Annotated in this window: 13 protein-coding genes; 1 reads left to right on the top strand and 12 read right to left on the bottom strand. The window is 46.0% G+C overall.

The genetic code is table 11. From position 1 onward, the window contains the following. Nucleotides 1–35 precede the first annotated feature (35 nt). From KGF88_RS04030 to pspA, 12 genes are all read right to left on the bottom strand, one after another. Nucleotides 36–2,513: a S9 family peptidase gene (locus tag KGF88_RS04030; RefSeq protein ID WP_153825684.1), complete on the bottom strand. Its 2,478-nt coding sequence runs from the start codon at nucleotides 2,511–2,513 to the stop codon at nucleotides 36–38. Nucleotides 2,514–2,637: 124 nt separating this feature from the next. Beyond that, on the bottom strand, nucleotides 2,638–3,279 hold the full coding sequence (maiA, locus tag KGF88_RS04025) for a maleylacetoacetate isomerase (RefSeq protein ID WP_153825685.1): 642 nt from the start codon (nucleotides 3,277–3,279) through the stop codon (nucleotides 2,638–2,640). 14 nt (nucleotides 3,280–3,293) lie between these two features. After that, nucleotides 3,294–4,319, bottom strand: a complete 1,026-nt coding sequence (locus tag KGF88_RS04020; protein ID WP_153825686.1) for a fumarylacetoacetate hydrolase family protein — start codon at nucleotides 4,317–4,319, stop codon at nucleotides 3,294–3,296. A gap of 3 nt (nucleotides 4,320–4,322) precedes the next feature. Then, nucleotides 4,323–5,471, bottom strand: a complete 1,149-nt coding sequence (locus tag KGF88_RS04015) for a homogentisate 1,2-dioxygenase (protein WP_153825687.1) — start codon at nucleotides 5,469–5,471, stop codon at nucleotides 4,323–4,325. Continuing rightward, nucleotides 5,464–6,540, bottom strand: a complete 1,077-nt coding sequence (gene hppD / locus KGF88_RS04010) for a 4-hydroxyphenylpyruvate dioxygenase (protein WP_153825688.1) — start codon at nucleotides 6,538–6,540, stop codon at nucleotides 5,464–5,466. The genes KGF88_RS04015 and hppD overlap by 8 nt, the downstream gene beginning before the upstream one ends. A gap of 249 nt (nucleotides 6,541–6,789) precedes the next feature. Then, nucleotides 6,790–8,349 (bottom strand): transcriptional regulator TyrR, encoded by a 1,560-nt coding sequence (gene tyrR, locus KGF88_RS04005; RefSeq protein WP_153825734.1) that lies wholly within the window; start codon nucleotides 8,347–8,349, stop codon nucleotides 6,790–6,792. Nucleotides 8,350–8,566: 217 nt separating this feature from the next. Next, nucleotides 8,567–8,908, bottom strand: a complete 342-nt coding sequence (locus KGF88_RS04000) for a 4a-hydroxytetrahydrobiopterin dehydratase (RefSeq protein WP_110075152.1) — start codon at nucleotides 8,906–8,908, stop codon at nucleotides 8,567–8,569. Nucleotides 8,909–8,953: 45 nt separating this feature from the next. Further along, nucleotides 8,954–9,757 (bottom strand): phenylalanine 4-monooxygenase, encoded by an 804-nt coding sequence (gene phhA / locus KGF88_RS03995; RefSeq protein WP_153825689.1) that lies wholly within the window; start codon nucleotides 9,755–9,757, stop codon nucleotides 8,954–8,956. Further along, a complete protein-coding gene (megL, locus tag KGF88_RS03990) occupies nucleotides 9,750–10,967 on the bottom strand; it encodes a methionine gamma-lyase (protein WP_153825690.1) in 1,218 nt (405 codons plus the stop codon). Before megL ends, phhA begins: the two co-directional genes overlap by 8 nt. Before the next feature lie 103 nt (nucleotides 10,968–11,070). Then, nucleotides 11,071–11,457: an envelope stress response membrane protein PspC gene (gene pspC / locus KGF88_RS03985; protein WP_153825691.1), complete on the bottom strand. Its 387-nt coding sequence runs from the start codon at nucleotides 11,455–11,457 to the stop codon at nucleotides 11,071–11,073. Then, on the bottom strand, nucleotides 11,454–11,690 hold the full coding sequence (gene pspB, locus KGF88_RS03980) for an envelope stress response membrane protein PspB (RefSeq protein ID WP_110075156.1): 237 nt from the start codon (nucleotides 11,688–11,690) through the stop codon (nucleotides 11,454–11,456). Before pspB ends, pspC begins: the two co-directional genes overlap by 4 nt. Before the next feature lie 96 nt (nucleotides 11,691–11,786). Further along, nucleotides 11,787–12,458: a phage shock protein PspA gene (gene pspA / locus KGF88_RS03975; protein WP_153825692.1), complete on the bottom strand. Its 672-nt coding sequence runs from the start codon at nucleotides 12,456–12,458 to the stop codon at nucleotides 11,787–11,789. Nucleotides 12,459–12,700: 242 nt separating this feature from the next. Between pspA and pspF the strand changes: the two genes are divergently transcribed. Beyond that, nucleotides 12,701–13,804: a phage shock protein operon transcriptional activator gene (gene pspF / locus KGF88_RS03970; RefSeq protein ID WP_153825693.1), complete on the top strand. Its 1,104-nt coding sequence runs from the start codon at nucleotides 12,701–12,703 to the stop codon at nucleotides 13,802–13,804.

The raw sequence follows: 13,804 nt of genomic DNA, 5'->3' as shown, positions 1-13,804 counted from the left end.
TAGCGGGCTAACGCATTAGGTTAGCCCTGCTTCAATCATTTTAAGTTGTCTTCAAACAACTTAAAGATCCGGCGGTATTCATCTAACCAGCTTGAAGGCTGACGAAAACCATGAGGCTCGACCGGAAAAATAGCGGTTTCAAAGTTTTCTTTTTCATGCTCAATTAAGCGCTGAACTACGCGCACGCTATCCTGAAAGAAGACATTATCATCTACCATAGGTGAGTTGATTAATAATGCATCTTGAAGCCCCTCAGTAAAATAAAGCGGCGAGCTACGACGATACGCAATAGGATCATCATCCGGTAAATTCAAAATGTTCGAGGTATAACCTGTGTTGTAATGAGCCCAATCACTGACAGGTCGTAACGCTGAACCGGCTTTGAATAACCCTGGCTCTTTAAACAGTGCCATGAAAGTTAAAAAGCCACCGTAAGAGCCGCCGTAGGTACCCATGCGTTCAACATCAACATTAGTATTAGCACCAGCCCAATTCACAACATCTACCAAATCTTCTACTTCAGGTGTTCCCATCTGCCGATAGATGGCTGTACGCCAATCACGACCATATCCTTTAGAACCACGATAATCTAAATCCAATACCACATACCCTTGCTGGGTTAAAAAGGTATGGAACATAAATTCACGTTGATAACCTGACCAGCCAGCATGGGCATTTTGTAAATAGCCGGCGCCGTGAATAAAGACTACGGCCGGGTATTTTTCAGCACGATTTGCATCATAATCTTTGGGGTAATACACCCGGGTATAGATAGGATGATCAACATGACTCGATGGTATCGGCACAATTTCTGGAGCAACCCAATCAAAGGCCATAAAACTATCAGTGACCGTTGTCGTCAATCGCTCTGGCTGGGCCGCGTCGTCTAATGTTTGCACATAGAGCTCTTCTGGCTGCAGGGCCGATGAGTGTTTGATTAGTAACTTATCTTCTTGGGGGCTTAATTCATAATTATTGATACCACCTAAGCGAGTTAGCTGCTCAAGTTCTGCGGTTGCTGTATTCACCCGAAAAACTTCGTAGTTGCCTGGGTGCGGTTGGTTGGCACTAAAATAAATATAATCACCCGTGTGACTCACCGTTGGGTCTTCCGTCACAAAGCTACCTTGAGTTAACTGCTTGATCTTACCAGTTAAAGGTTTGACGTATAAATGTGCATAACCATCTGCTTCAGACTGGAACCACAAGGTATCGCTATTGGGTAAGAAACCAAACTCATTATGGGTGTAGTTAATCCAAGCTTCATCATGCAAGCGTTCTTGATTCACTAGTTTTTTACCAGCAAAATCAATGCTAGCAATCCAGCGGTCCTTGTTATCCCAAGCTTCTAGCATCACTGCCGCATGCTGCCCATCTTGGGTCCAACGAACGGCGCCAGCTTGCCACCCCCAATCTTGCATTAAAGTAATCGGTCGTGGTTGTTCTTTAGACGTATAGGTTTTTCCTTCAGCGGCATAGTTTTCTTTTCGCACTGCCGCCAACACATCCTCGTTCCAACCGGGCAACGAATTATAAGTTAACTGGGTTTGCTCACCGCTGGTTAAATCTAACACCAACAACTGATGCTCTACCGGCTTAGCATCGGCTACCCGTGCACGCACCGACTCTGCTGCCACACGTCCGTCTTCGGTCACATAGTTTGGCATAATATCGCCATCAGCCCGCCATTGCTGCGGATCGCTAATAGCTACGATCATTTTATCACCGGCTGGCGACAAGCTCGCTGCTACCAGTTGCTTACCTTTGCCCAGATAAAAGGATTCGGGCGCCAACGAAGGATTTTTTTGTTGTAACTCTTGTTGCTGGGCAAAACGCTCAGCGCGCTGCTGACGTTCTACTTGGACGAACTCGATCAGTTGCTGTTGCTCGCGTGCAATAAAATCTTTTGGTGCGTGATTCGCTTGTGGTTTATCTTGACTAACTAAGCTCGCAATTTGCTCAGTTTTGCCGGTATTAACATCCACCACAAAAAAGTCATTACCTTGGCGATAAGCTAGCCGGCCGTCCGTTAGAAACTGTAATTGGCTTTGTCTCGCTTCATCACGAGTTAACTGGCTGGTTTCACCGTTAACTACCTGCTTAACAAAGATATTACCTTCAAACGTATAGGCAATCAGGGAACGATCCTGATTATAAACGCCACCGTTATAGGCATAGTTATGGAGACGCTCAAGAGGTACTTGATGAGCAGCTTTAGTTAGCGGCTGATGAAACCAATCGCGTAGCTGTGAGCCGGCACGTTTTTGCTGATACAGCACACCGCTGCCATCTAGCATCCAATAGGCACTTTCTGGTGACCGCGCCACCCAATCTTGGTCCGCCATAATCTGCTTTAAAGTAAGCTCTTGCCCTACTTGAGCTTGGCTATTAGGTGCTGTTGCTAACACCGCTGGAGTGACCTGCGTCGCAGCTGTAGAGGATGTAGGAGTGGTGGTTGCACAAGCAGCCGAAAGCAAGGCTGCGGCAATAGCAATTGCTACTTTTGTTTTCATTATTGTTTCCTTGTTAACCTAGCCATTGGGAATGAAACCTGAGTTATCAGCCCATTAAAGCAAAATGCCCAGCAAGATACGAGCTGGGCATAAATAAGATGCGATAAAACTGTTACAGTATCAGTTAAACTTCGGCGTCTGGCTGTTTACTTGGATGTGCCGCTGCAACACACGGTAACTCAAGCAAACGCTGATAAATTCCCATCATGATGGGATAATCATCTAACGCTATGCCAAACCGCTGGGCGCTATACACCTGCGGTACCAAACACACATCAGCCATAGAGAACTGGTCGCCCACACAATAAACACCGGCGACCTCTTCTAGGTTCCGTTCAAACGCCTGAAAACTTTGTTTAAACCAGTGCTGTAACCAAGCTTGCTTAGCGTTATCTGAAACCTCTAATTGCTGGCTCAAATACTGCTGAACACGCAGATTAATGAGCGGCTGCAACTCACTTGCAATATCCAGTGCTAGTGCTCGAATAGCACCCCGCTGCTGCGCATTACCTGGCAACAATGAAGGCTGTGGATGAGTATCTTCAAGATATTCCATGATCGCCAACGACTGATGCAAAATCACCTTGCCATCGACTAAGGTAGGCACCAAGCCATTAGGATTAAGCTGGCGGTAAGCTTGTTTGTGTTGCTGACCACCCTCTTTAATTAAATGCACTGGAATATAATGATAGTCAATTTGCTTGTAGTTGAGCGCAATCCGCGCCCGGTAACTGGCGCTTGAGCGCCAGTAGCCGTAGAGTTCCATGCTTAACTCCGCTGTTATTCTGCAGCTGGGTCGTATTGCACTACAACTTGGTCGATACTACCAAAAATGCTGTGCCCATCTGCATCAATCATTTCAATTTTGATGGTGTCACCAAATTGCATAAACCCGGTACTAGGCTGGCCATCGCGAATGGTTTCTATCATGCGTACTTCAGCGATACAGCTGTAGCCCACACCACCTTCATCGATTGCGCTACCGTGATCAGTACCCTGCTTATTAGACACAGTTCCAGATCCGATAATAGCACCAGCTCCGAGATGACGAGTTTTCGCTGCATGGGCAACTAACTGAGCGAAATCAAAGGTCATGTCGACACCGGCATTCGGTTTACCAAATGGCTTGTTGTTATAGTAGCTCAACAATGGCAAATGCACCTTATTGTCACGCCAATTTGCGCCCAATTCATCGGGAGTTACGGCAACTGGCGAAAAAGCTGATGATGGCTTCGATTGAAAAAAGCCAAAACCTTTGCCCAGTTCATTCGGAATCAAGCCACGCAACGAGACATCATTCACTAGCATTAACAAGCGAATGTATTCGCCTGCTTCGGTTGCACTAACTCCCATAGGGACATCGTCGGTGATAACCGCAACTTCACCTTCAAAATCTATTCCCCAAGCAGTATCAGCCATGCTGATCTCGTCTTTAGGGCCCAAGAAGTCATCAGAGCCCCCTTGATACATTAAAGGATCAGTCCAAAAGCTTGGTGGCATTTCAGCATTTCTAGCCTTACGTACCAACTCCACATGATTCACATAAGCACTACCATCAGCCCATTGGTAAGCACGTGGCAATGGCGATTCACATAAGTGTTCATCAAAGGCTTGCGCATCACTCAGCTCGCCGGCATTTAATGCCTGATATACCTTCTCTAATTGCGGTGCAATGCCATCCCAGTCGTCCAACACTTCTTGTAAGGTTGCAGCAAGCGCGGGTACTGCTACGGCTTTGCTCAAGTCGCGGCTAACCAACATCAATTGGCCATCGCGAGTTCCATTTCTATAAGTTGCAAATTTCATCGTCTAAGTTGCCTTTTGCTCGTCTTTAGCTTTCCAGCTATATACGTAATCTGGGTTTTCCACACTTGCGCACACATCGCCCATCTGTAATGGGTTACGAGTATCTAGCATCACGGCTACTTCATCAGTAAATTTCTTACGATATTCTAAGCCGGCCTGAAACGCTTTTGGATGTGGACCGTGGGTAAACCCGGCGGGGTGAAAAGTCACCATGCCTTTATCAATGTTGTCGCGACTAAAGAAGTCTCCTTCATGATAAAAGAGCACTTCGTCGTAATCATCATTGTTATGATAAAACGGTACTTTTAATGCGCCCGGATCGGATTCAATCGGCCGTGGCACAAAAGTACAGACCACAAAACCATCGGCGACAAAAGTGGTATGTGCTGATGGCGGTAAGTGATAGCGATGGCTCATTAAAGGTCGAATATCACGCCAGTTAATTCTGACTGGAGCCAAATCACCATGCCAACCAATTGCATCTAACGGATTAAATGGATAGGTAATGACTGAGATTTGCTCGTGTCTTTTGACTTGCACTTGCCAGCTATCTTCGCTGTATTGCGCTTTAAATTGCGCATCAATATCAGGCGTATCCAAGCAAGCAGGATCAAAAATAGCGTGATTACCCACCAAACCTTTCTCAGGCAATTGATAGGAACTGTTAGTCGCCTCAATCATCACTATTTGCATGGGTTCTAAGGGCTCTAACCGCCATGAGGTTGATCGTGGAATCGAGAAGTAATCACCTTTTTCTAAAGTGATATGGCCGTAATCACAAAATAATTCACCGCGCCCTTCATGGATAAACAAAAGTTCATCACCATCTGCGTTACGCACTAAAAATGGCATCTTTTGAGAACAGTGCCAAATACGGAATTTGCATTGCGCATTGTGTAACAATAAGGGCACCTGCCACGGCGATTCAGTGGCTACTTGGGTTAATTGATTAAAATCAAAGTTGCGTGGGCGCAGCTCGCCGGTCCACTCACTCCAACCGGTTGGCGCATGGCGATGATGAAAGTGCGTAGCGGGTCCAAAGAACCCACTGCGCCCTACTTCGCGTTCATAGATCGCTTGCTCCGGAAAGTCTGCATGAGCTTGCTTAGAAGCCGTACCTACTTGTTTCGGAAAGCTGATCCATTTACGCATCGCTTAATACCCCACGACGAATTTGATCTTCTTCGATAGATTCAAACAAAGCTTTGAAGTTACCTTCACCAAAGCCTTCGTTACCTTTACGTTGAATAATCTCAAAGAATACCGGACCAATTACTGTTTGAGTGAAAATCTGCAGCAAGATACCGTCTTTCATTGGCGCGCCATCAATGAGAATTTGCAGCTCGTGCAACTCATCAACATTTTCTTCGTGACCTTCTACGCGCTCATCAATTTTCGCATAGTAGGTATCTGGCGTTGGCATAAAGTCCATACCAATGGCACGCAGATCACGTACTGTCTTGTAGATATTATCTGAGGTTAACGCAATATGCTGAATACCTTCGCCTTTGTATTCGCGCAAGTATTCTTCAATTTGTGATTTATCATCATGTGATTCGTTGATTGGAATCCGGATTTTACCGCAAGGTGCTGTCATCGCACGGCTCAAGAGACCCGTTAGCTTGCCTTCGATATCGAAATAACGGATTTCACGGAAGTTACCGATCCGCTCATAGAAACCAGCCCAAGTATCCATATTGCCACGGAACACGTTGTGAGTTAGGTGATCAACTTCATAAAGGCCTGCAGCGTGCTCTTGCATTTGCGCTTGCCAGTTATCATAGAAATCAAAATCTGTGGCATAGATGCTGTCTTCGCCAAATTTATCAACAAAATATAAGACGCTAGCACCAATGCCATAAACTGCTGGGAAGTCTTCTTCTCCGGCTGCTAGATTACGTTGGAATGGCTTCGCACCATTGGCTACCGCATGGGCAACTGCATGTTCTGCGTCTTTAACTCGCCACGCCATGCCGCACACACTCGGACCGTGCGCTTTGGCAAACTCTTCCGCTTGACCGCCTGGCTCAGCGTTGATTAAAAAGTTGATGTCGTTTTGCTTAAACAACCATACTTGCTTGCGTTTGTGTTTAGCAACTTCAGTAAAACCCAACTTGCCAAACAGGTCTTTTAAAGCAGCAATGCCTTCAGCATCAGGGGCTGTGTACTCCACGAATTCGAAGCCGTCAGTTTGCAGTGGATTATAATGAATATCGCTCATGCTAGTTCCTTGATTGTTGTTCTAGAGTTTCGAAGATAAAGCATCACTAACTATGCCATAGCGTGCTTTTATTAGGTCTTTACTATGCGCAACAATAGCTACTTACGCTAGCAGCGAGGTGATATTAGCTGCGACGCAGCAACCCGATAGTTTTGTAAAGTTATTGATACAGATCAAAGAATAGATAGCTTTATCGGGCTTGCTGTCAGCATTCTGATACAAAACCCGACATCCCAAGTAAAGATTTATTTACAACGGTTTCTTTTTACGGTTTTTTCCGATCCCGTATTCGCGTAATTTATTCGCTACCGCCGTATGCGAAAGGCCTACTTTTTTGGCTAATTGACGGGTGCTGGGATAGCTTGGATAAAGTCGGCGCAAAATCGTACTTTCAAATTTTTTCACCGCTTCATCTAAACTACCCTCTTCTAAATCTACCGTGACCGCATCAGCCAAGTTACTGGTACTCGGCAATTGCAAATCATCAGCATCAAGGCTGTCTCCCTCTGCCATCGAGATCGAACGGAACAGCACATTCTCTAGTTGGCGTACATTACCTGGCCATGCATATTGTTGCAGTCGCTCCCGAGCCGCTCGGCTTACCATAATCAAACTTCGCCCCAAACGTTGACATGCTTGTACGGTAAATTGGTCAGCTAATAACGGAATATCTGTTTTGCGTTCTCGTAACGGGGGCACGTGCAACGACAAAACATTAAGGCGATAAAACAGGTCTTCACGAAAACGACCGTTTTCTACTTGCTCTAGCAAGTCATCTTGGGCTGAACAAATTATCCGTACATCTACGGTCACTTCTTGTTCTTCACCAATTCGACGAAAACGTCCATCTTGAATAAAGCGCAGCAGTTTAGCCTGCAGTCCATTGGACATTTCACTTACTGCATCTAGCAGCACAGTACCGCCGTTGGCTTGCTCAAAAATACCCTTCTTAGCTTCGGTATAAGGCCCCAAGCTCCCCTTGCCGTGACCAAAGAGTTCGCTTTCAGCGACATTGTCAGGTAACGCGGCACAATTAATCGCCAAGAAGGGTTGCTCAGCACGTTTGCTGGCCTGATGACAGGCACGAGCCAACAACTCTTTGCCCACCCCAGTTTCGCCTTGGATCAGCAAAGGCACATTTAATTCAGCCATCCGAGACGCTTCTTTGATCAGTCGTTTCATACTGCTGTGTTCGCCTAACAGCTGACTAAATGCGTCCGCTGATACATTACGCTGCCATTGCTCGGCGAGTGGCTGTGGTTTGCAGGTCATCACAGCGCCAGCAAAGTTTTGTTTGGCTTGCTCGTCGCTGATCCAGATGGGTAATAAATCGGCAAAATATTTTGCGCCACTGACACTGATTTGCTGCACCGTGGCTTGTTGCGGTTGCTTCTCTAGCCAACGCAGCAGGTTAAAGCCGCTGATCCAATGACTAATATTACTTCCTAACAGCGTCTTACCACTATCACCCAAAATCCGCTGCGCGGCGTCATTCGCAATATCAATATCGCCGCGACTATCGAGTGACAAAATAGGATCCGGCAGCGTATTCAGTAACAGCTTGAACTCATAATGTTCGCGCTCGGAGGGCATAAAGGCGACTGTTTTAACATCTTTCACATTAGCGATACGCCTTATTTCAGGCATCAGATGCTGAAAATCTTTAAACTCTAATTCCGGAAAGTTTAGAAAGATCTTACCTTTCGGATCCACCTCAATACCACGCAAATCAATTTCATAATTGCGCAATATTTCTAACACATCTTGTGCAATACCCAGGCGATCATCACACGTAATTTCTAGCCGCATCATTTACCCGCTGTTGTAGTAATGGTTGTTGCGATAATGTCACTGCAATGAATGCATGTACCCATGCGCAGTGGATCTAGGATCAGCAACCCGATAGTGGCAAGCCGACCGTTAGAGCAAATGTAAAGCAAAGTATACACAAAAAAAGCTTGGTACCCTATAAGTACCAAGCTTTAAAATATGCGTACTGCCGCAACAATAAGACTGCTGGGCTGGTTTACTCGGCTAAGACCGTATCGGTACGGGCAGCCATAATAAAGTCGTTTTTGTGTAAGCCTTGAATGGCATGAGTCCACCATACCACGGTTACTTTACCCCATTCGGTAATTAAGGTTGGGTGGTGAAACTCTGCTTCGGCAATATCAGCAACCCGATTGGTAAAGGCTAACGCCAGTTTAAAGTTCTTAAACTTAAACTGCCGCTCTAATTGCATCACGCCATCTCGAACTACCGGTGTCCAATCAGGAATTGCACGCATTAATTCGGCTAATTCTGCATCGCTAACTTTAGGTGCATTGGCGTTACAGGCTTCACATTTTTGCTGGTGTAAATCAGACATAACTTCCTCAATTCACTGTATTAATAAAATAATTCTTAAAACAACTTAGGCCACTTCAGTTTTTGGCTTAGGCGGAAATTTAGGCTCAAACAAACCAAGCTCCATCGCTTCTTGCACCAATGCCATGATGTCTAACTGCGCAATATCAAACAGCTGTTGAGTGGATTCCAAGGTGTAATAAATAGGTTGCATGATATCAATACGATACGGTGTCCGTAACGCATCTAGCGGTGCCAAAGGCTTACGCTCTGGTTGGTCACTGTACAACGCATATTCGGTTTCACCTGGTGACGATAAAATGCCACCACCATAAATACGTAAGCCATCAGCGGTATTGAGCAATCCAAATTCTACCGTAAACCAATAGAGCCTTGCTAAATAAACCCGCTCTTTGGGGCTAGCATGAAGGCCAAGTTTTCCGTATTGATGGGTAAAGTGAGCAAACGCTGGATTTGTTAACAGCGGACAATGGCCAAAAATCTCGTGAAAGATATCAGGCTCTTGTAAGTAGTCGAACTCTTCGCGGGTACGAATAAAAGTGGCTACCGGAAATTGTTTATTGGCTAATAACCGAAAAAACTCATCGAAAGGAATCAATGCTGGTACTTGTGCTACCTGCCAGCCGGTTGTTGCCTCTAAAACTTGGTTTATTTCGTGCAATTGTGGGATCCGATCTTGCGGCAACTGCAATAAATCAAGACCATGCATGAATTCATCGCAAGCTTTGCCTGGAATGATCTCTAATTGGCGTTTAACCAAATCATGCCAAACCGCATTATCTTCATCGCTCCACGCAATGATGCCGTGCTCATCAGGTTGCCGCGACACGTACTGACTGGTTTTACCCATGTTGGTGCTCCCCTGTAGTTAACTGTGTGAACGCCTGCTCTAGGTCAGACAAAATATCGCTAACAGCTTCTAATCCAACGGATATCCGCACTAAGGTATCGGTGATACCGGCCGCCGCTCTTGCCTCTGGTGTATAGGGCGAATGGGTCATTGAGGCGGGATGCTGAATGAGGGTTTCTGCATCACCTAAACTCACCGCGATTGTAATCAGCTGTAAGCTATCTAAAAATTGTCGTGCCGTGTTGATATCACCGCATAATTCAAATGCGATCACCGCCCCGGCACCATGCATTTGTGTCCCCATCAGTTGCTGAGCTGGATGATCAGCAAATCCAGGATAGTAAACCTCACGCACTTGAGCATGATCACGCAGATACTCAGCAACCTGCTGTGCATTTTCGCAGTGACGTTGCATCCGCACATCTAAGGTTTTTAAACCACGCAAAATTAACCAAGCATCGTGCGGACTCATGGTCGCGCCCATATCTTTTAAGGTGGTTAGTTTGATTAATTCAATATCTTCAGCACTACCACAAACGATGCCCGCCACGACATCGCCATGGCCATTCAAATACTTAGTGGCGCTATGTAAGACTAAATCAGCACCTTGTCGACGTGGTTGCTGCAGTAACGGGGTCATAAAAGTATTGTCGACCACTAACTTAGCATCGCCAGCATGGGCAATCGCTGCCACCGCTGCAATATCAATCACTTTCAGATGAGGATTAACCGGCGACTCGAGAAAGACCAATTTGGTGTTCGTTTGCATGGCTGCCGCCGTCTGCTCTAAATCGGCCATGTCAACAAAGCTCACCTCGATACCGAAGCGGGTAAACAGATGCGAGAACAAGGCAAAACTGCAGCCGTAGATAGCATCGGATACCAGCACATGATCGCCCTGTTGCAAAAACGCCAGCATCGCCGCTGATACTGCCCCCATTCCCGTTGCTGTTGCCGCGGCAGCAGGATAGTCCTCTAGCGCTGCCACTCGCTGTTCTAGTTCAGTAATGGTTGGATTGCCTAAACGGCTGTAAATATAACCTGGCTCTTCACCAGCAAAGCGTGCTGACCCCTGCGCAGTATTGGCAAAGGCAAAAGTCGCTGTTTGATATAAAGGGCTGACCAGCGCACCGTGTTCATCCTTGGCTTTACCACCATGGATAGTGACCGTCGCTGGCTGCCAGTGCTTGTGTTTATTATTGGTGCACATAAAGCAGAACATCCTCTTGTTGTTGCCCACAAGAGTGCATGCGAGGCTGCCTTATGGCAATCCTGAACTTTGATGTGGATCAAACTCAGGCGTAACGAAAAACTTACAGCTGCTTTAATTCGCGGTCGATTTTGTAAGCATTAGAGGTGACATAACCCTCTAGCCGCTGCAAGCTTTGCTCAAGTTCATTAAACTCTTTTGCGATTTCATGAAAAGCTCGCTGCGGAGGTTGTCCTCCTTGCCAAACCTTAGTTTTTATTTCAACAGTATGGGCCGCTTTATCGTCCGCTTTTTTCTCGTCCATAATAAAATAGGCCACAAAATAGACGATAACCGCTAACGTACCACTGAAAATCAGGAAGGAAGCTGCAACCAGCCGCACCAACCAGACTTCAATGTTGAAGTACTCGGCAATACCTGCGCAAACGCCCGAGATTTTGGCGTCCTTTTTGCTGCGCGCTAAGGGTCCCCGTTTGCTTAGGTCACTCATACTCGGTTTCTCCACTGAGGTGCCTCGGCATCAAGAATAGCTTCAAGCGTTTTAATACGCTCTTGCATACGCTCGGCCTGATGGGCCAATTCTTGCAATTGCAGTAATTCCTGCTGCGATAGGCCTTCGTTCAATTTACGCTGGCTGCGATAGTGCATGATGATCCACAAAGGCGCCACTATCACCATAAAAATAATAATTGGCGCAGAAATTAAAGAAGCTAATAAATCCATTGTGTCTGATCTCGTTTTATTTGGTTAATAAGCTGAACCGTTAGATGCGTTATTGTCGCACCAGCCCGGCCCAGCTAAAGGCATCAACGGGCTCTCTTAGTCCGCTGATTTTTGTTCTTTTACTTTTGCTTTTAGGGCTTCTAGCTCATCAGTGATTTTGTCATCTGCTTCTAATTGAGCAAACTCATCACGAAGCGTTTTCTTACCTAAATCATAAGCTTCAACTTGCGATTCTAGGTCATCGATTTTACTTTCATAGCGCTCAAAGCGTAGCATTGCATCATCGATTTTACCGCTATCAATACGTTTTTTTACTTCCAAGCGACTGCTCGCCGCTCGTTGCCGCATGATAATGGTTTTCTGCCGAGCTTTGGCATCGGCTAGTTTTTCTTGCAGTTGGCCAACTTCTTCGCTCAGGCGTTGCAAGTGTTCTTCAACACGATTCACATCGCCTTGCAAACTTGCCGCCTCAGCACTGGCCTTTTGCTTCTCGGTTAGCGCTAATCGAGCCAAATCTTCACGATCTTTGCTTAACGCCAATTCAGCTTTGTTTTGCCACTCGTTGACTTCATTTTGAACACGCGCCAACTGTCGCTCGCTGTCTTTCTTTTCCGCAATTAAGCGGGCTGAAGTTGAACGCACCTCAACTAAGGTGTCTTCCATTTCTTGGATGATTAAACGTACCATTTTTTCCGGATCTTCAGCTTTATCCAGTAATGCGTTTAAGTTTGAATTTACGATATCTGTAAAACGTGAAAAGATACCCATTGTTAATTCCTCATTAATTGTCGAAAATACTCATCACTAGTTAAATCAGTGTGGGATTGTCAGTTTGTCTACTCAGTAAAAAGTAATGCAGATACCGTGCCAACTTTTTATATTTCAAGTAACACATTGATTAGTAATGATAAAACATTCTGACATCAATTAAATTTGACCTGCAGCATTTATCAAATACACTAATAATTAGTGAATTTCACCAATAACAACAATAATGAGTGGTGCCTGATATGAGCCGGTTTCGCGATGCCGATAATTTACTCGGCCAAGCCAATAGTTTTCTTGCGGTATTAGAACATGTATCGCAAGTTGCGCCGTTAGATAAGCCCGTTCTCATCATTGGTGAACGCGGTACCGGTAAAGAACTGATAGCAGCGCGACTGCATTACCTCTCCAAACGCTGGCAACAAAACTACATCAAGCTTAATTGTGCCGCGCTGAGTGAAAGTCTGCTCGAAAGTGAATTATTCGGACACGAAGTAGGCGCCTTTACGGGTGCACAAAAGCGCCACGAAGGCCGCTTTGAACGCGCCGATGGGGGTAGCCTATTCCTTGATGAGTTAGCCAACACCTCCACGTTAGTGCAAGAAAAGTTACTTCGGGTGATTGAATATGGAGAATTTGAACGGGTTGGCGGCAGTAAAACAGTGCGCGTTGATGCTCGGCTCATCGCTGCCACTAATGAAGATTTGCCAACATTGGCTGCACAAGGTAAGTTTCGCGCCGACCTACTCGACCGCTTAGCTTTTGACGTGATTACCCTGCCACCGCTGCGTGAGCGACGTGAAGATATTTTGCAGCTAGCTGAGCATTTTGCCATTCAAATGGCGCGCGAGTTGGGTTATGAGTTGTTCAGTGGGTTTACTGAACAAGCTCGCAGAACGCTACTCGATTACCATTGGCCTGGTAATGTGCGTGAACTTAAGAATGTGGTGGAGCGCTCGGTATATCGGCTCGGCAGCGGCCAGATTCCTGTACAGCAGATTATTATTGATCCCTTTGCCAGTCCTTATCGACCGCAAGCTGCCGCCCATCGAACAAATCCCGGGGCGTCGCCATCAGCAACGGATAAGCAACCACCAGCAAGCACTGACTATGTTACAGACACTACCGCCGAGCCGCCTAGCAGTAAAGACATGTCCGACTCTAACCTGCCCGACTTTAACTGCGGCAACATCGATTTTAAACAGGTTAGTGCTGACTTTGAGGTCAGTCTATTGCAGCATGCGCTACAGCAATCGCAATTTAATCAAAAGAAAACCGCAGAATTGCTCGGTTTAACCTATCATCAATTACGTGGCTACTTAAAAAAGTACCAACTACTAGAAAGTTGA

It is taken from the genome of Idiomarina loihiensis (genome assembly GCF_024584785.1).
In the GTDB taxonomy this organism is placed as follows: domain Bacteria; phylum Pseudomonadota; class Gammaproteobacteria; order Enterobacterales; family Alteromonadaceae; genus Pseudidiomarina; species Pseudidiomarina fusca.
Note: the sequence above shows the minus strand (reverse complement) of the source record. Positions and strands in the feature narration are given on the sequence as shown.

Bases quoted from the DNA above. Each gene is read 5' to 3' on its own strand.
- pspB (WP_110075156.1), bottom strand. From the start codon at position 11,690: ATGGATTTATTAGCTTCTTTAATTTCTGCGCCAATTATTATTTTTATG.
- pspC (WP_153825691.1), bottom strand. From the start codon at position 11,457: ATGAGTGACCTAAGCAAACGGGGACCCTTAGCGCGCAGCAAAAAGGAC.
- phhA (WP_153825689.1), bottom strand. From the start codon at position 9,757: ATGGGTAAAACCAGTCAGTACGTGTCGCGGCAACCTGATGAGCACGGC.
- hppD (WP_153825688.1), bottom strand. From the start codon at position 6,540: ATGAGCGATATTCATTATAATCCACTGCAAACTGACGGCTTCGAATTC.
- maiA (WP_153825685.1), bottom strand. From the start codon at position 3,279: ATGGAACTCTACGGCTACTGGCGCTCAAGCGCCAGTTACCGGGCGCGG.
- pspF (WP_153825693.1), top strand. From the start codon at position 12,701: ATGAGCCGGTTTCGCGATGCCGATAATTTACTCGGCCAAGCCAATAGT.
- tyrR (WP_153825734.1), bottom strand. From the start codon at position 8,349: ATGCGGCTAGAAATTACGTGTGATGATCGCCTGGGTATTGCACAAGAT.
- pspA (WP_153825692.1), bottom strand. From the start codon at position 12,458: ATGGGTATCTTTTCACGTTTTACAGATATCGTAAATTCAAACTTAAAC.
- KGF88_RS04020 (WP_153825686.1), bottom strand. From the start codon at position 4,319: ATGAAATTTGCAACTTATAGAAATGGAACTCGCGATGGCCAATTGATG.
- megL (WP_153825690.1), bottom strand. From the start codon at position 10,967: ATGTGCACCAATAATAAACACAAGCACTGGCAGCCAGCGACGGTCACT.
- KGF88_RS04015 (WP_153825687.1), bottom strand. From the start codon at position 5,471: ATGCGTAAATGGATCAGCTTTCCGAAACAAGTAGGTACGGCTTCTAAG.
- KGF88_RS04030 (WP_153825684.1), bottom strand. From the start codon at position 2,513: ATGAAAACAAAAGTAGCAATTGCTATTGCCGCAGCCTTGCTTTCGGCT.
- KGF88_RS04000 (WP_110075152.1), bottom strand. From the start codon at position 8,908: ATGTCTGATTTACACCAGCAAAAATGTGAAGCCTGTAACGCCAATGCA.